This is a genomic window from Priestia sp. TRM10, assembly GCF_057808375.1.
Window position 1 is genome coordinate 372,217 of record NZ_JBJZOT010000013.1, and the last position, 17,909, is coordinate 390,125.

17 protein-coding genes are annotated in these 17,909 nt (G+C 37.2%); 11 read left to right on the top strand and 6 right to left on the bottom strand.

Annotation, left to right across the window (positions count from 1 at the left end; genetic code table 11):
• Positions 1-38: 38 nt before the first annotated feature.
• Positions 39-860, top strand: a complete 822-nt coding sequence (locus ACK3CR_RS13165) for an SGNH/GDSL hydrolase family protein (protein ID WP_243513432.1) — start codon at positions 39-41, stop codon at positions 858-860.
• On the top strand, positions 857-1,432 hold the full coding sequence (locus tag ACK3CR_RS13170; protein WP_019393190.1) for a YpmS family protein: 576 nt from the start codon (positions 857-859) through the stop codon (positions 1,430-1,432). The genes ACK3CR_RS13165 and ACK3CR_RS13170 overlap by 4 nt, the downstream gene beginning before the upstream one ends.
• Positions 1,433-1,472: 40 nt before the next feature.
• On the opposite strand, the gene ACK3CR_RS13175 is transcribed toward ACK3CR_RS13170, so the two are convergent.
• Complete coding sequence (locus ACK3CR_RS13175) at positions 1,473-2,216, bottom strand: DUF4397 domain-containing protein (RefSeq protein WP_243513430.1); 744 nt, start codon at positions 2,214-2,216, stop codon at positions 1,473-1,475.
• A gap of 331 nt (positions 2,217-2,547) precedes the next feature.
• Between ACK3CR_RS13175 and ACK3CR_RS13180 the strand changes: the two genes are divergently transcribed.
• The 4 genes from ACK3CR_RS13180 to nagE all read left to right on the top strand — a co-directional run bounded on the left by ACK3CR_RS13180 (position 2,548) and on the right by nagE (position 6,392).
• Positions 2,548-2,865 carry a hypothetical protein gene (locus tag ACK3CR_RS13180; RefSeq protein ID WP_243513428.1) on the top strand — a complete coding sequence of 106 codons (318 nt, stop codon included), beginning with the start codon at positions 2,548-2,550 and terminating at the stop codon, positions 2,863-2,865.
• 72 nt (positions 2,866-2,937) lie between these two features.
• Complete coding sequence (yjcZ, locus tag ACK3CR_RS13185; RefSeq protein WP_243513426.1) at positions 2,938-3,066, top strand: sporulation protein YjcZ; 129 nt, start codon at positions 2,938-2,940, stop codon at positions 3,064-3,066.
• A gap of 149 nt (positions 3,067-3,215) precedes the next feature.
• Positions 3,216-4,616 (top strand): ATP-binding protein, encoded by a 1,401-nt coding sequence (locus ACK3CR_RS13190; RefSeq protein WP_243513423.1) that lies wholly within the window; start codon positions 3,216-3,218, stop codon positions 4,614-4,616.
• Positions 4,617-5,030: 414 nt separating this feature from the next.
• Positions 5,031-6,392, top strand: coding sequence for an N-acetylglucosamine-specific PTS transporter subunit IIBC (nagE, locus tag ACK3CR_RS13195; protein WP_243513420.1), 1,362 nt, complete (start codon positions 5,031-5,033; stop codon positions 6,390-6,392).
• Positions 6,393-6,422: 30 nt separating this feature from the next.
• Here the strand turns inward: nagE and ACK3CR_RS13200 are convergent, their stop codons facing one another.
• The 5 genes from ACK3CR_RS13200 to ACK3CR_RS13220 all read right to left on the bottom strand — a co-directional run bounded on the left by ACK3CR_RS13200 (position 6,423) and on the right by ACK3CR_RS13220 (position 12,856).
• Positions 6,423-8,408, bottom strand: coding sequence for an ABC transporter permease (locus tag ACK3CR_RS13200; RefSeq protein WP_488975552.1), 1,986 nt, complete (start codon positions 8,406-8,408; stop codon positions 6,423-6,425).
• Between the two features lie 19 nt (positions 8,409-8,427).
• Positions 8,428-10,323: an FtsX-like permease family protein gene (locus ACK3CR_RS13205; RefSeq protein ID WP_488975553.1), complete on the bottom strand. Its 1,896-nt coding sequence runs from the start codon at positions 10,321-10,323 to the stop codon at positions 8,428-8,430.
• Positions 10,298-11,068, bottom strand: a complete 771-nt coding sequence (locus tag ACK3CR_RS13210; RefSeq protein WP_488975792.1) for an ABC transporter ATP-binding protein — start codon at positions 11,066-11,068, stop codon at positions 10,298-10,300. Before ACK3CR_RS13210 ends, ACK3CR_RS13205 begins: the two co-directional genes overlap by 26 nt.
• A 112-nt stretch (positions 11,069-11,180) precedes the next feature.
• Positions 11,181-12,164, bottom strand: a complete 984-nt coding sequence (locus ACK3CR_RS13215; protein WP_243513405.1) for a sensor histidine kinase — start codon at positions 12,162-12,164, stop codon at positions 11,181-11,183.
• A complete protein-coding gene (locus tag ACK3CR_RS13220) occupies positions 12,161-12,856 on the bottom strand; it encodes a response regulator transcription factor (protein WP_488975554.1) in 696 nt (231 codons plus the stop codon). The genes ACK3CR_RS13215 and ACK3CR_RS13220 overlap by 4 nt, the downstream gene beginning before the upstream one ends.
• Before the next feature lie 189 nt (positions 12,857-13,045).
• Between ACK3CR_RS13220 and ACK3CR_RS13225 the strand changes: the two genes are divergently transcribed.
• From ACK3CR_RS13225 to ablB, 5 genes are read left to right on the top strand one after another with little or no spacing between them, the layout of a single operon-like run.
• Entirely contained in the window at positions 13,046-14,395 is a 1,350-nt protein-coding gene (locus tag ACK3CR_RS13225) for an aspartate aminotransferase family protein (protein WP_243513398.1), read from the top strand.
• Positions 14,392-15,090: a CoA transferase subunit A gene (locus ACK3CR_RS13230; protein ID WP_276517192.1), complete on the top strand. Its 699-nt coding sequence runs from the start codon at positions 14,392-14,394 to the stop codon at positions 15,088-15,090. The genes ACK3CR_RS13225 and ACK3CR_RS13230 overlap by 4 nt, the downstream gene beginning before the upstream one ends.
• Positions 15,069-15,725, top strand: coding sequence for a 3-oxoacid CoA-transferase subunit B (locus ACK3CR_RS13235; protein ID WP_243513396.1), 657 nt, complete (start codon positions 15,069-15,071; stop codon positions 15,723-15,725). Before ACK3CR_RS13230 ends, ACK3CR_RS13235 begins: the two co-directional genes overlap by 22 nt.
• 12 nt (positions 15,726-15,737) lie before the next feature.
• Positions 15,738-17,006 (top strand): peptidase, encoded by a 1,269-nt coding sequence (locus ACK3CR_RS13240; protein WP_243513393.1) that lies wholly within the window; start codon positions 15,738-15,740, stop codon positions 17,004-17,006.
• Positions 17,007-17,020: 14 nt separating this feature from the next.
• Complete coding sequence (gene ablB / locus ACK3CR_RS13245) at positions 17,021-17,887, top strand: putative beta-lysine N-acetyltransferase (protein ID WP_488975555.1); 867 nt, start codon at positions 17,021-17,023, stop codon at positions 17,885-17,887.
• Positions 17,888-17,909: the final 22 nt, after the last annotated feature.

Consider the following 17,909-nt stretch of genomic DNA (forward strand, 5'->3'; position numbering starts at 1 on the left):
ATACATTAGAGACATCTAGTAACAGGGGTGAACATAGGATGAAAAAAATAGGTCTTATTTTTCTTATTCTCTTTTTGTCAGCTTGTTCTGCTTCACCTCCAACTCAAAATGAGGAAGAGTCCAAAGAAGTGTCAACAAAACAAGGAAAAGATATATTTCCTGCAAATGTGAACATGGTTGCGATTGGTGATTCCTTAACAAAAGGAGTTGGCGATTCAACGAAGGAAGAAGGCTATGTAACACGCGTTGCTTCAGAAATTGAAAAACAGCCTTCTGTTGGAAAAGTAAAAGTGAGCAACTTTGGGAAAACGGGAAATCGTACAGATCAGCTTCTTAAAAGGTTAGATTATGAAAATATTAAATCAAGCCTTGAAGATGCGGACATTATCTTCGTCACAATTGGCGGCAATGATATGATGAAAGTTATGCGAGATCATTATGATAATATTACCTTCAAAACGTATAAAAAAGAGCAGAGAAAGTATGAAAAAAGACTACAAAAAGTAATGAAAAAGATGCGCAGTATTAACGAGGATGCTCCAATTTACCTTATTGGATTTTACAATCCGTTTTTAAATACGCTTAGTGATTTAAAAGAGATCGATACTGTTGTAGAAGAATGGAATGGTTCAAGTGAACGAGTGGCATCTCAATACGAAGGGATAACATATATTGAAGTTGCTGATATTTTCACAAGTACAAATGAAAACTTATTATCAAATGACTATTTTCATCCAAACACAAAAGGGTATAAATTAATTGCAGACAGAATTAGCGAGCGCGTTTTTCTTGAAAACATGGATGATGAAAAAATGGTGTTCGCCAATCCAACATATAGAGGAGAGGACAAAGCAGGATGAAAAAATGGAAGACGCTTTTTTTTAGTTTACTTTGCTTAAATATTATTTTAGTTCTAGTCGCTGTAGTAGCTATTTTTCAGCCAATTGAACAGCGACAGGCTCCTTCAAAAGAAGAGATAAACGGTATAGAACTCGGAGTTGTAGGAGATAAGAAAAACTTGAACGCGCTTATTGATAAGTATTTGAAACAAGAGTTTGCTAGTGATGCGTTAGCATATAATGTTGTTTTAAATGACGAAGTTGAAGTATATGGAAAAATCGTCGCTTTTGGTCGTGACGTTGATATTAAAATGACATTTGCACCTATTGTCCAGAAAAACGGTAACCTTGTTCTTGAACAAACAGGTCTTTCCGTCGGGGCGTTACCATTACCGGTTGAGACAGTCTTGAAGTATGTGAACAATCACTTCCCAATGCCTGAGTGGGTAAGTATTAATCCGAAAAAAGAATCCATTTATGTTGCTCTAAATCAAATGGAGCTTGAAAATGGTTTCCGAGTAAAAGCTGAGAAATTCGACTTAAAAAATGACGAAATATCAATTAAACTTATTGATCCAACTGTTCAACCGTAAAAAAGGAGCCTTCTAACGAGAAGGCTCTTTTTTTATTGAGCTAATCTTGTGTAACTAAAGCTTCAAGAGGAGGATTTCCATTTACAAGTCCAACTCCGTATACCGTATAGGCGCGGTCTGGACGAAGACGAAGCGGTGGGATTTTTAATAAAACTTCTTTTGATCCGCTTCTTCTCAGCTCAAGGTTCACTTCCATTGGAGTTAATGCTAAATAGCTTGTAGCTTCTTTGAAAGATACATTCGGGAAAACAACGTCTCCACGCACTGCTGCAACATCAATGGAAGGAGCGTTTGGAGAAAGATGAATAAAGCGCAGCTTTGCTTCTCCTTTTGGTACTGTGTCTTCATCTTTTATAGCGAGCAGTGACAAATTAGTAGGTTCCCCAGCTGCAATAATTGTATATTGCATATCTTTTTGTATTTCTCTTTCTGCACTAAGAAGAGGTCGAGCTGTTTCGCCTGCTTTGTACAGATCAATTCTATAACGCCCACCTTCTCTTAGTTCAATATAATCTGTTTCTTGTTTAAAGATTAAGTTTGGGATTGTTTTTCGTCCATTAAGGTATACGTCAACAGAAGGAGCACCTGGAGAAGCGTGAAGAATACGAATTCTTGTTCCTTGTCTATTACGCATATTTGATAACGAATAAGAAAGCTTCGTAGCATATTTAAAATGTTTTTGGTAGTAAGCAATGTGTAAAGAAGGATCTCTGTATTTGTAGTACTGAGCTAATAAATCGTACATAGCCGCTTTTTGAGCATAGTGCTGCTGTTTATTATTCAAGACTTTGTCCTCCTCAAAGCAAAATTTTTACGTAGCAAGTTTATGCAAGAAAAGAATGAAAAATGCTACGTATCCTCTTTTTAAAGCTTATTTATGAATAACCTTTAAGGCGATAGGCGCATATAATGGGGTACGGAGAACTCGAAAGTAAAAAGATACTCGCTATACTGAAAAGTAAGGAGTGAGAGGATGAAACATTTCTATGTTAAAACATTTCGCTTCATGTTAGGAGGCATTATCCTCCTGTCGTGTTTAACATATTTTACGGAAAACGCAGTGGAGAATTCGCCTTCTAAAGCGAAGCACACTATAACGTTTGAGGTGGAGAACAATGGAGAATAAGAAGAAAGTTTTTACTGCCTACCGTTATATCCTTGTTCTATATACAATTTGTTTTACACTGTTTTTATTAGCTCTTTTGCCTCTTCTAGCCGGCTATGACGTGAGCGTTGTAAATAGCAACACATCTGCTTTTGAAGGATCACTAGTTGTCACAGAATACGTAAGTGGTGAGCATCATTATTTGTATAAAATTCCTTATATTGGTTATGTTGTAGGTTATGTAAAAAGTATGATCGTTCCTATTCTTTCCCTTTCTTTGTTTCTCTTTTTTCTTACTCTTTTGTTCAATGATAAGGAGAACAAATAGGCAAATGCACAAACTATTTTTATAAGAAAACATAAGCTGTTTTTGTAAATGAAAATGAGGAGGAATAGAGAGATGTATGATCCGTATGAAAACTGTGGCTATTACTATCCATATAGCGGGGGCTGTGAAAGCTTTAGCTTCGTAACAATTGTAGTACTCTTTATTTTGTTAATCATTATTGGAGCAGTTTGTTTCCATTAATAATAAAGTAAACGGGGTGGATGATGATCCATCCCGTTTACTTTATAGAAGGAAAAGAGAAAAACTTTCAAATAAATGTTGAAAAACCATATAAATCTCTTATTTTCCATACTATACTAGTGATACATAAGCAAAACGAAGGTGGATTTATGGATAATTTAATATTATTAAAAGAAGCTTTTAAGAAGAGCGTTGTGCCAACTTTGATTATCGACCAAAGCGGGGCGTGTATTTTTGCAAATGATGAAGCAGAAAAGCTTCTCGATGTTGAAAAGGAAAAAAAGCGTTCTTTTTTCTTTTACTTCACGGCTTTATTCAATTTGTCATTAGCACAATTATTAACCTTGTTAAAAGAAAGCATAGAAAAGACAATAAGAGTTCAACACATCTCAAATTTAGAGTACGATATGACGATAAAGCCGATTAAGACGAGTAAAAGCATGTATCAGCTTATTCAGTTTAATGAAGTGTCATTGTCTCTGGAAAAGCAGGATGCTGTTTTAAGAGAGTTGAATCAGTACAAACGCTTTATTGAAGAAAGTCAAGATGCTTTTCTAGTTGTAGTGGATGAAAAAGTGCGCTATGTAAATCCGGCAGCTATTCGACTTTTAGGTGGAAGAAGTAAGTATGAATATATTGGGAAAGAGCTGCTGACGTTCATTCATGAAGACGATATTAGGTTTGTAAAAAAACGAATGGATGCCATCATGCAAGACAAGCCGTTTAGACCAAGAGTAGAAGTGAAAATCCTGGCTAAGGAAGGCGTGAAATTTATTGAATCATCCGTAACTAAAATGGAGTTTCAAGGAAAGCCTGCTATCCAATATTTTATGCGTGATATTACGAATCGAAAGAAATATGATGAGATGGCAAGAACCTCTGAGAAATTAACAATGGTAAGCAAACTGGCCGCTGGAGTGGCACATGAGATTCGCAATCCAATGACAGCTGTTAAAGGGTTTATTCAGCTTTTAAAAGTATCTAAAGAATATAATGAAGAATATAGCGAAATTATGATTGCTGAAATTGAACGAATTGAGGTCATTATTGAAGAATTTTTAACGCTTGCAAAATCAAAAAAGGAAACCGCTTATAAACCTAAACAGCTATGTCGTATTTTACAGCATGTTGCTCTGTTACTTAACACCCATGCAAGCTATCGAGATTGTCAAATTACAACAGACCTTACAGAGGTAGATGCATGGATTTACTGTGAGGAAAATGCTTTAAAACAAGTATTTATTAACGTTATCCAGAATGCGATTGAATCAATGACGCGAGGAACCGTTCATATCTCTTTAAAAACAGAAGGGAGCTTGGCCGTTGTTGAGATTACGGATGAAGGTTGTGGGATGGAGGAAAGTGTTTTACAAAAGATCGGTGAACCTTTCTTTTCTACAAAAGAAACCGGGACAGGTTTAGGGTTAATGATTAGCTACAAAATCATTGAACAACATAAAGGAAAAATGACGTTTACAAGTAAAATAGGTGTAGGAACAAAAGTGAAAATTACGCTTCCAATTGTTTTAAATTGTGAAAAAGAGTCTTAGAGGGCTCTTTTTTAACGTCTGACATAATGTTTGGCACATAGGCTAACATTGTTTCTCCCTTTTAATATAGGGATAAAGATGTTGTTATCTTTCATCTGGATGAATAGAGTGAAATTTTTAGTAGTTATAAACCAAATTCTCATTATGATATGAGGTAAACTTCTCAAATAAATTGATGTTCTAAAGGAATATATATTACAAGCAAATGAAATAGAAGCATCCCAATGGCATATTAAAGAAGAAAGTGCCGTATTATTTATGGAAAGATGCAGAAAGTTTGAAGCTCTGTGGTCGTTATATAAAGGATCTCGGTAAAAATTAAAAGTTGAGATAGCGAGAAAATTGTTATTCACGTCTTTCTTTACTAGAAAGTGTGATTATAAATAAAAAAGGTGGATATGGGGGGGAATCAAAATGTTAGGCTTCTTACAAAGAATAGGGAAAGCACTTATGCTTCCAATTGCTGTGCTGCCAGCAGCAGCTCTGCTGCTTCGCTTAGGGAAGGAAGATATGTTAGATATCCCGTTTATGGAAGCTTCAGGTGATGCCATAATGGCACAGCTTCCGCTTATTTTTGCGATTGGGGTTGCCATTGGACTAGCAAAAGACAGCAATGGAGCAGCGGCTCTTGCAGGAGCAATCGGCTATTTTGTGCTTGTAGGGGGAACCCAAGCCATTGACAAGCATAACGATATGGCTGTTTTTGCAGGTCTTATTGCTGGAACAGTTGCAGGTCTGCTATATAATCGTTATCACGATATTCAACTGCCACAGTGGCTCGGATTTTTTGGTGGAAAGCGGTTTGTCCCTATTATAACGGCTGGATCTATGCTTGTACTCGCAGGAGTTTTTGGGTACGTGTGGCCGCCAATTCAAAGTTTTATTGATGGAATTGGGCAGTATCTCATTGATTTAGGAGCTCTTGGTGCAGGGATTTATGGTGTATTAAATCGTTTACTTATTCCAGTTGGTCTTCATCATATTTTAAATAATATTGTTTGGTTTTTATTTGGTGAATATAACGGTGAACGCGGGGATATTGCTCGCTTCTTTGCAGGAGATCCAACAGCAGGCACGTATATGACAGGATTTTTCCCTATTATGATGTTTGGATTACCAGCAGCTGCACTTGCAATGATTGCAACAGCCAAAAAAGAGCGTCGCAAACTTGTAACAGGAATGCTTGTAAGTCTTGCCTTTACGTCTTTCTTAACAGGGGTAACAGAACCAATTGAGTTTCTTTTCCTGTTTTTAGCTCCTGTTTTATATGTTGTACACGCTCTATTAACAGGATTATCAATGTATATTACGGTAAGCTTAGATATTCATGATGGATTTGGATTTTCCGCGGGTGCTATTGATTATCTGCTGAACTATAATATTGCACAAAAGCCTCTGCTTCTTCTAGGTGTTGGTGTTATTTACGGTATTTTGTATTTCATTATTTTTTATGCTGTGATTAAGAAATTTGATCTTAAAACACCAGGTCGTGAAGATGAAGTGGTAGAAGAAGTGCATCATAATGGAGAAGGAAAGTATGAAAAGGCAGCAGAGCAGTATATTGCAGGTCTTGGAGGCGTTTCAAATATTGAGGAGCTTGATAACTGTGTTACAAGGCTTCGCTTGAAAATAAAAGATACATCACTCATTCAAGAAGAAGTATTAAAGAAAGCAGGGGCAAAAGGGGTAATAAAACTAAATGAACGAGATGTTCAAGTTGTCATTGGAACAGACGTTGAATTTGTAGCAAACGAGATTCGTAGAAAACTGGAATAGAAGAAAGCCGCTCACACTTGAGCGGCTTTTTTAGATGAGTGATCGCTTGATTTTTTTTAGATAACGAGTTCGAATGACTATAAAATAGCAAGTCTGGAAAATGAAAAAGCTAATAAGTACAGCAATGATTTCTTTTAAAATTGAGAGAGCAAAGAAATCTTGCAGAGCGGCAAAAGCAAAAGTACTATGAATAGTCGCTACAAGAAGAGGAATGAAAAAGAGCAAAAGCAGCTGTTTTGTTACAATATAGCTCAGCTCTTTTTCCGTTAAACCAACTTTGGCAACTGTTGCATATTGGCGTTTATCATAATCTAAATCAGCATAAAGACGAAAATAGAGGAAACTTCCGGCCGCAATAAAGAAGACAGCGCCAACAAGTAGAGAAACAAATAGAAGCATGTTCGCCATTTTCATTTGTTCAGCATAAGGATTTCCACTAACGGCTATGGAATAGCTCTTGTTCGGGTTGTAGGGGACAATTCCATTGTTTCCAGCTAAACGGGGTAGGAGTCCCGCCGTTTCTTTCCACTCCCGAATATTGAATCCTGTGAACATTTCAGTTTTTCCCTTTGAAAGCAGGTGTTTGTACACAGCGTCATTTACAATAAGAGTATCTGAAGCCATGATATCAGGAGGAAACAAAATGTGTTCTGCTTTATCTTTAATATACATTGCAGGTTCTCCAGGAATTTGATACTTATCTTTTTTTAAAACATTCATATAGCTCTCATCCATAAACGTTTTGGTGAGCGTATTTGCTGGAGGGATGAGTGCTTCATTTTCGTTTAGATGGGACGGAGACGAAACATAATCGCCAGCTCCTTCTATATACTTTATATAATTTGATTGCGAAATAAAGGCAAAGGGACGATTTTCACTTACGCTGTTTCTTTGAATAGAAGCTCCTGCTGATATGTTCGCCTCTTTTGTTTCAATCTTTCCTTGAATGATGAGAATTGGCATGGAGAATGCCGTATAGTCCAAGTTTTTTTCTTTAAGCGCTTGTTTAATTTCTTCAACATGCTTTTGCTCTGTTTTATGTTTGCCATTTGCTATATAGCTAATGGCGTATGGGTAATCTTGTTCGATTTGCTCTGCGAACGTATTAAAAGAAGCGAGCGTACCGATAGCACATATTGAAACCGTCGAGACGATCGTTACCATAAAGAACATACGTGCATTCTCTTTGAGACGGTAGGCAAGACTTGCGATTGTGATTATATTTGTTTTCTTGAAAAAAAAGTACTTTGGCTTTTTAGTAAGATTAATGATAAAAATACTTGTTTGACTAAAGAAAAAGTATGTACCAATAATCGTAAGAATGACAGCAGGAAAGAAGCGCTTTAAAACAGATAATCCACCTTCTGCTGTTATCGGTAAATAGTAGGCTGTAATAAGGCACGCTAAGCCAATAAGAGAAAGGATAATTGAGTTTTTTGGCTCTTCTTTTACCTTTTGAGATTCTTGGAAAAGATCAAGAAGTTTTTTCGTTCGAATCGTTAAACTAGTAACCAATGAAATTACAAAAAATAATCCTAAGAATGAAAAAACAGTTAAGAAAAAGGCTTTTGATGCAAAGTAGAAAGGGATATTTGTTATTCCCACGGCTTTGGCACCCATCATTAAAAATAGTTTTGCGGTTAAAAGCCCAAATAAAATCCCTGTTATAATTGCCCCTATTCCAATAAGCATATTCTCTAAAAAGACCATTCGATTAAGCTGATGCCGTGACATGCCGTGCATCATTAAAATCCCAAATTCACGTTTTCGCGTTTTTAAAAATGCATTCATTGAGTAGAGTACAAAAAAGAATGAAAAAAGGAAAATAATATATTCCGCAGCTTTCATTACATCAATGGCTGCTCCTACAGTAATTCCCTGCTGAATGTAGGGATTAAAAATGAATAGGGCGTACACGAAGAAAATCATAACGGAAAAAGCGCTGCTTAAAAAGTAAGCGGCATATGTTCTTAAGTTTCTAGTAACGTTTTTGTAAGCGAACTGGCGAAAAGTCAAGAGGTATCTTCTCCTTGTATTATAAAAGCATTGTTTTGAGTATTTTTAAATATCGTGTTCGAACAAGTAGAAAATAAGCAATTTGCGCTGCTAAGAAGCTTAATAGAACAAGACTCATATTATGAGCAATTGAAATAGAAAATAGGCTTTGTAGCGCTTTAAAAGCAAACAGACTGTGAGAGACAGCGAGCATAAAAGGAACAAAGAAAAGCAAGAGAAGTTGTTTTGTAACAATGGTATGCAACTCTTGATCTGTTAGTCCAATTCTTGCAATCGTATTATATTGTCTTATGTCGTACTCTAAATCCGCATAGAGTCTGAAATATAAAAAGCTTCCGGATGCAATGAAAAACACAGCTCCAACAAGCAAAGCTACGAAGAACATCGTATTGAAAACTTGCTTTTGAGAAGCTAACACTGTTCCTCCAACGGCGAGTGTATATGATTTATTATCGCTCGATGAAACAAGGCCGGTACGACTAATAGTTGCGCCAATACCGTTTGTTTTGGAGAAGCTTTCTGTGTTCCAACCAACATATGTTTCAGTATTAGAGGGAGAAAGTTTTTCGTAAAGTTCATCACTTACGATTACGCCTCGACTTGACAAAAGGGTGTTTGGCAACATAATGTGGCTAGCTACATCTTTAATAGATAGGGAACCACGGTTTTTTCCCATAAGCGAATATGTTTGTGCTGTAAACTGTTTTTCGTCCCAGAGGGTTGTTGGAAGAAGGTAAGCTTCACCATTTTTTAACGGGCGAATCGTTTCCGTCTTTCCTGTTTCCTTCAAAAACTTTTGATATTGGGAAAATGAAACATATAAAACTTCTTCTCCTTCTGTTGTTTTTACATAGCGAATAGGGAAAGTCATTTTGCTATACGATACGTTGTTTTGTTGTAAGCCATCTTCAATAGCCTGCACGTGTTTTTCTTCCAACGTATTGTTCTTTTTTGAAATATAGTTTACAGCTACTGGATAACTTTTTTCTACTTCTTTGTTTAATACATTAAATGAAGAAAATGCTCCAATTGCACAAAAAGAAACGGTTGACACAATCGTAACGAGAAAAAACATCCGAGCATTATCTTTCAGTCGATAAGCAAGATTTGCGATTGTCACGATATTTGTTTTCTGCAGGAAAATCGTTCGTTTTTTCTGTAAAAGCTTAAGAATAAAAATGCTCATTTGCGTATAGAAAAAATAGGTCCCAACAATCGTCATTATAATGACCGGAAGCATTCTGATAACAATATCTCCGCCTTTTGTTGTAAAAGCTAAGAAATAAGAAGAAAAGAGCAGGAGCGCACATAAAAGGGAAAGTAAAACAGATGCTTTCGGTTCTCTTTTTGGTTTTTGCACGGCTTGAAAAAGGTCAATGAGTTTATTCTCTCTAAGTGTAAAAAGAGTGAATATGGATACAACGGCGAACAAACATAAAAAGGAAAGAGAGGTTAAACTGACGGCTTTCCATGATAGATAAAAAGGAATTTCGCTAATACCAAGTAAACGGGCCCCAAGCAGTAAAAAGAGTTTCTCAAACAGAAGTCCGCATACCATTCCGGTTATAATGGCGAAGATACCAATGAGCATATTTTCCAAAAAAACGAGTTGATATAGTTGTTGTTTAGACATACCGTGCATTATTAAAATGCCAAACTCTCGCTTTCTTGTTTTTAAAAAGGTGCTAACGGAATAGAGCACAAAGAAAAACGAGAAAATGTACATAATATATTCAGAGATTGTCATTGCTTGAACGGCGACTCCTACAACAAGACTGGTTTTAATATGGGGATTAAAAATAAACAATGCATACATGAAGAAAATCATAACGGAAAAAGCGCTGCTTAAAAAATAAGCTCCATATGTTCGTTTGTTTCGGATTACATTTTTATAAGCGAACTGTTGAAAGGTCATGTGTGTCGCCTCCTAAAAGAGAAAGCATATCAATAATTTTTTGAAAGAATGCTTGTCTATTTTCTCCTTTGTAGATTTCGTTATAAAATTTTCCGTCTTTAATAAAAATAACGCGATTACAGTAGCTTGCAGCAACACCATCATGAGTTACCATCATCGTTGTGGCACCTTCTTCCATGTTAATAGCAGACAATGTTTCCATCACATCTTTGGATGATTTAGAGTCCAAGTTACCTGTTGGTTCATCTGCTAATACGAGAGACGGAGTATGAATAATTGCTCTAGCAATGGCGGTTCTTTGCATTTGTCCTCCTGAGATTTCATAGACACGCTTTTTTAAAATGTTATCAATTCCAAGCTTTTTTGAAACAGAAACAAGTTTCTTTTCCATTTCTGTTATTTTCACACCATCAAGTGTTAATGGAAGAACAATATTTTCTTCAACTGTTAACGTATCAAGTAGATTGAAGGATTGGAAAACAAATCCGAGCTCACGGCGTCTAAAAAGAGCCGTATTTCGTTTGTTTAAAGAATGAGGATTTTTTCCTCCAATAAATATTTCTCCTGATGTTGGCTTATCAATTGTGGCAATCATGTTTAAAAGGGTTGTTTTTCCACTTCCAGACGGTCCCATAATGCCCACAAATTCACCTTTTTCAATCGAAAAGTTGATGTTATCTAGCGCTTTATATGAGATGTTCCCTTCGTATATTTTCGTTAGATGCCTAACATCTAAAATAGCCATCATAAGCACTCCTTTTTGGTTGATAGTTTTATTGTAAAAGAGAGGGGGATATGTTGCTATGTTGCTTTCTTACAAGAACCTTACAATGTTGTAATATAAAAAAGCAGTGCACTTAATGTGCTGCTTTTGGGAAAAGAAGTCGGACTGTTGTGCCTTCTTCAACTTTTGAAGTAATCGTAATGTTATGATGAAGTTTTTCACCAATCTGTTTCACAAGATAAAGCCCCATACCCGTTGATTCTTGAAATTTCCGACCATTTTCTCCTGTAAAATAGGGATCAAAAACGCGTGAAAGGTCTTCTTTAGGAATCCCAATGCCTTCATCTCTCACTTCAAGAGCTATATGGTCTTTTTCATTATAAGAGGTGAAAAATAATTTGCTTCCTTCGCTTGAATAGCGGACAGCATTTGTGATCAACTGGGTAAGTGCAAAAGACAACCATTTCTCATCCGATGTAATCCACGTCTTTTTTTTGATGTCGATATGTGGATAAACGCGGTTACGAATAAATAGACGTTTTTGAGAAGATGTCACTTTCCGGATAAGCTCATTTAGTTCTAACATTTCAACGTGAAAGTCATGGGTGAAAGCACCAAGACGTGACGTATATAAAACAAGATCAAGCCCTTTTTTAAGCCGATCTACTTCATCTTGAATTGCAAGGGCTTCCCGATCATCTCGCCTTTCCATCATAAGGTGAATGACAGATAGGGGTGTTTTCATTTGATGAACCCACTGATTCATAAAGGTAATATGATGATCAAGCCTGTGCTTATATTGGTGAATGTTTTGTTGATATTGCTGCAGTCTTTTTCTTTCAAACTCATAAAACGCAGATGATAAAGGAGTTTCTTCTTTTTTCTCTCCAACATCGTCTAGACTCTCTGGAGGGTAAGAAAGTTTTTTATAAAATGAACGATGTGTTGTATAGCGATAAAAAAGGTACACAACGTAAATCACACTGCTTAATAAGATAGAGTAAAGCGCTGTTGTAATCCGCACGTTTCCGTCAAGCCAATAAATAAGTAAAGTGAGAACAAGCTGTATACCATAGAGTATTGTGAGAAGAAGGTGATCTTTGAAAAAAAGTTTCATCCTCCTTCACCAACATAGAGCCGGTATCCTGCGCCTCTTACTGTTTGCAGAGCGTTATAGATCTCCAATTCTTTTAGTTTTTTACGAACGCGAGCAATGTATACATTTAGCGTATTATCATCCACAAAAGCTTGTTCATCCCAAATTTTTTCGAGTAATCGGTCACGGCTTACGACATGGTCATGCTTTTTCATCATTTCATCTAAGACTTTTGCTTCTGTTAAACTAAGTTCTACCTTTTTTTGATTATAAGATAAAAAGAGACGTTCAAAGTCTAAGGTAAGGCCTCCAGCTTTAACGTTACGATCATGATAGTTATTAGCATATGTGCCATATGCACGACGAAGCTGACTTTTAATCTTGGCCATTACAATCTCAAAATCAAATGGTTTCGTAATATAATCATCAGCCCCATTTTCAAGCGCCATCACTTGATCCATTTTTCCTTCGCGCGCTGAAATAAATAAAATAGGGCATGTTGAACAAGCACGCATTTGTCGACACCAGTAATAACCATCAAATTTAGGTAAGTTCACATCAAGAAGAACAAGATCTGGTGCAAAGGTCTGAAATTCTTCTGTTACCTTTTCGAAATTTTGAACGCTGCATGTTTCATATTCGAACCTTTGTAAGTGTTCTTCTAGCAGTACAACGAGGCTTGGATCATCTTCTACAATAAAAATTTTTCGCATCTTGTAATCTCCTTATGTACAATCTCCATTCCCATTTTACCAAATTTTTCTGATTTCTACTGTTGATATCCAAAATATGCTTTTAAAAATTATATGAAAAAAAGACCTTCCTCTCACATATCTATAAAGTAGGCGGGGTAAATCTCTTTTCTAGACAAAGGCTCGATTGCGCGATAGGAGGAGAAAGAGATGTCTCATTTAATTAAACCCATTCTTGACGGCACATATCCAAAAGTCTCATATGGAAAAGGCGTTTTTTTATATGATGAACATGGTAAAGACTATTTGGACGCTTCTTCAGGAGCGGTTACTGTTAGTGTTGGTCACGGCGTCCAAGAAATAACAGATGTTTTAGAAAATCAGGCAAAACGCGTTAGTTTTGTTTATCGCTCGCAGTTTACAAGCGAAGCTGCTGAGAGATTGGCTGAAAAAATTTATAAGCTTTCTAATGGCCATCTAAGCTACAGTTTTTTCGTTAACAGTGGAACAGAAGCAACGGAAACGGCGATGAAAATGGCGCTGCAACACTTTCAAGAAAAAGGGCAAGGAAGCAAACTGAAAATTTTATCACGCTGGATGAGCTACCACGGTATTACAATTGGGTCTTTATCAATGTCAGGTCACTCTATCCGCAGAACGCGTTTTGTTCCTCTTTTGCAAGATTATCCAACTGTTTCAGCTCCTTATTGCTATCGATGTCCATATCATATGGAGTTTCCTTCCTGCCAGTTACGCTGTGCTGATGAATTAGAACGAGCCATTATTCGAATTGGAGAAGAGCATATTGCAGCATTTATTGCAGAACCAATCATTGGAGCAGCAGGAGCTGCCATTACACCACCACCTGGGTATTATGAACGTATCCGGGATATTTGTGACCGCTATAATATTTTATTTATTGCAGATGAAGTCATGACAGGACTAGGCCGAACAGGAAAAATGTTTGGATACGATCATTGGGAAGCAAAGCCAGATATTGTTACGCTTGGAAAGGGATTAGGTGCAGGATATACGCCAATTGCAGCAGCTGTTGCAACAGAAGAAGTGATGCTTCCTATAAAAAAAGGTTCTAAGCTCGTTATGAGTGGGCATACGTTCAGCGCAAATCCTTTGTCTTGTGCAACAGCTTTATCTGTTCTTCAATATGTTGAAAAACATAATCTAGTCGATGAATCAGCTCGAAAGGGAGCTTATTTAAAGAAAGAGCTATTAAAATTGAAAGAACGTTTTTCTATTATTGGTGATGTAAGAGGAGAAGGACTTTTATTAGGAGTAGAATTTGTAGAGGATAAGAAAACAAAAGATCCATTTCCAACTTCTGCTCAACTGACAAATCAAATTATCCAAATCGCAATGCAAAATGGTCTACTTCTTTATCCTTCAGCAGCAGGGATTGAAGGCGTTAGAGGAGATGCTGTTATTATTTCACCTCCTTTTACAATAAAAGAAGGGGAGATAAAAGAACTCTTATGTCGATTTGAAAAAACGTTATTAAGTATAGAGAAGCGCTTAAAAAACAATCAGGAGGAAAGAGAATGAATAATGTGTACGGGAAGGTTGTCTCAGTTCAAGAAGCGCTCTCACATATTAAATCTCATTCTACTGTAATGTTTGGGGGATTCGGAGGAATTGGGAGTCCACCAACACTCATTCAAGGAATGATTGATAAAGGGATAGAAGATCTTGTTCTGATTGGGAATGATACAGGATTTCCGACAATTGGAATTGGCAAGCTTATTGTCAGCGGCGCCGCAAAGAAAGTAATCGTATCTCATATTGGGTCAAATCCAGTAGCAGGGGAAAAGATGACAAATAAAGAACTTGAAATCGAGTTTTCTCCACAAGGGACGCTAATTGAACGGATACGAGCAGGCGGGGTGGGGTTAGGGGGTATTTTAATAGACATTGGAATGGATAATGAAACAGTCACAAAAGGGAAGAAAAAAGTAGAAGTACAAGGGAAAACGTATTTACTTGAAACACCTCTTACAGCAGACGTGTCTATTATTTATGCTAAAAAGGCAGATTCGTTCGGAAATTTAATTTATGACAAGACTGCTCAAAATACAAACCCTTTTATTGCAATGGCAGGAGAAAAAACGATTGCTGAAGTAGAGGAAATCGTCCCGCTTGGAAGTTTGAACCCAGACGAAATTATGACACAAGGATGCTTCGTTGACATGGTTGTGCAAAGCAAAGGAGTGAACTGGAAATGGGTATGGGAAAAGACGTAAGAAATAAAATTGCCAAAAGAGCAGCTAAAGAAGTCAAAAATGGTATGATTGTGAACTTAGGAATCGGCATTCCATCGCTCGTTCCCAACTTCTTAACCGCACAAAACGTTATGTTTCACGCTGAGAATGGAATGTTAGGAATGGGAGAAACTCCGTACGAAGGCCATGAAGATCCTCATATATGTAATGCAGGAGGATTGCCTGTTACAGAAGTGGAGGGAGCTTCTTATTTTGATAGCTCTATTGCTTTTGCTATTATAAGGCGCGGTCTTCTTGATATGACGGTTTTAGGAGCTCTTGAAGTAAGTGAAAAAGGAGATTTAGCCAATTGGATTGTTCCGGGGAAACGCGTGCCTGGTATGGGGGGAGCGATGGAGCTTGCTCAAAAGGCTAAAAAGGTAGTTGTAGTTATGAGTCATCTCGACCGAAAAGGGCGCTCAAAGATTGTTAAAAACTGTTCTTTACCGCTTACATCTTCAAGGTGTGTGGATATGATTATTACCGATTTAGCTGTCTTTCACATTAAAGAAGAAAAACTTTGGCTCACGGAAGTTATGGAGTCCTACAGTGTAAAAGATGTTGTGAAAGCAACAGACGCTACGGTTCACCTTGGAAGTTCCATTTCGTCATTTTAAGGAGGTAAAGGGATGAAGGAATATAAAGAGAAAGTCCATGAAATGTTAACAACATATAAAAGCGAAGGAATCAATCTATTAAAAAGGTTAGTAAATGAAAGAAGTGTTCAAAACTATGAAGAAAGCGTTCAAGCTATTGTCATTGAATATTTACGTTCGCTTGGTCTTCAAATTGACGTCTGGGAACCAGATATTAATGAACTAAGAGCACATCCTGCCTTTGTTTCGACAAGAGAAACGTTTAAAGGAAGTCCAAATGTTGTGGGGCTTTTACGTGGAAGTGGAGGAGGGCGTTCGCTAATATTGAACGGTCATATTGATGTTGTGCCAGAAGGAGATATAGCGTGGTGGGATTCTGATCCTTATGAAGCAGTTGTAAAAGATGGCAAGGTGTACGGGCGCGGTGCAACAGACATGAAAGGGGGAAACGTCTCAATGCTTTTAGCTCTTAAAGTGATGAAGGAATTAAAGGTTTCCTTAAAAGGAGACGTTATCTTTCAAAGTGTGATTGAAGAAGAAAGCGGAGGGGCTGGGACACTTGCTTGCATTTTAAGAGGCTACAAAGCAGACGGAGCTTTGATTCCTGAACCAACCAATATGAAAATATTTCCTAGCCAGCAAGGATCAGCCTGGTTTCGCATCAAAGTGAAAGGAAGATCGGCACATGGTGGAACACGCTATGAGGGGGTAAGTGCAATTGAAAAAGCTCAAAAGGTACTGCACCATTTAAACATGCTTGAGAAAATACGAAACGAAGAAATTACAAGTCCTCTTTATAAAAATGTGCCAATTCCGATTCCCATTAATGTTGGAAAGATGAGCGGAGGTTCTTGGCCTTCTTCTGTACCAGATGAAGTAGTTTTAGAAGGGAGACTTGGTATTGGACCGCATGAAAACATCCATGCTGCAAAAAAAATGGTCGAAACATCGCTTTTAACGCTCAGTGAGGAAGATGAATGGTTCGCTCTCCATCCAGCAGAGGTTTCTTGGTTTGGAGCGCACTGGCTTCCAAGTGAAGTAGAAGAAACGCATCCACTTATAAAGTGTCTGACTGATGCATATTCTTTGACATGTAAACAGGAGCCAACTGTTGAAGCTTCCCCATGGGGAACAGATGGGGGACTCTTAACAAACTGTGCTAAAACTCCAGCTATCATTTTTGGTCCTGGCGTGACAGAAGTAGCCCATTTTCCAAATGAATATATTGAAATTGAATCGGTGTTTCAAGCAGCAGAAATTATTGCATTAACAATGCTAGATTGGTGTGGGGTGAAAGAATAAAAGGGAGTGAGGAGATGAAAGAAAACGGGTACTATGAGGAAATAGAAATTAAAGAAGATGCGCTGTGGGCTGAGGTTATTATTGATTTATTTAATGAACGTATTCGCGTTGAAGACTATAGAGGCTCAACTCCTTTACTTATTGAGAAAGTTCAGTTTCTAACGCGCAAGCATCATCTTCATAAAACAATTGTTAAAGCACGACAGGCTCAATTTCTGTCTCTTTTATCAAATGGTTATGAGTGTGAAGCATTGATTCCTTCTTATTTTAACGGAGATGACGCTTTTTTTATGGTTCGCTATGAAGAAGATCAACGTCGCTATAGTGAACAATATGTAAAAGAGTCTCAAACGTTAAGAGCCGTTCAGTCTATCGAAAAGGGAGAGGAAGCAGTTGAGTCGTCTCTTTATAACATTAGAAAAGGAACAGATGCGGATAGCGAAAACCTTTCAAAGCTTTATCAAGAAGTTTTTTCAGTTTATCCAACACCTCTTCATGATCGAGCGTATATTTCATCACTTCTAAAAAAAGATTACTTATGGTATGTTGCTGAGCATAAGGGAGAGATTGTGAGCGCAGCATCAGCAGACGTCAATATAATGTATCACAACGCAGAGCTTACAGATTGTGCAACACTTCCTTCTCATAGAAAGGCAGGACTGATGAAAAGATTGCTTCTATCGCTCGAGCAAGAGCTCACAAAATCTCAAATTTTTTGTTTGTATACAATTGCACGAGCTCAGTCATTTGGAATGAATGTAGCATTTCATCAGCTTCAGTATCGCTATTATGGTCGTCTTGTTAACAATTGTTATATTTATAAAACGCTTGAAAATATGAATGTGTGGGTGAAAAATTCTGACAAAGAGATTGTCTTCTAGGGAGGAACCCTCTCACATATAA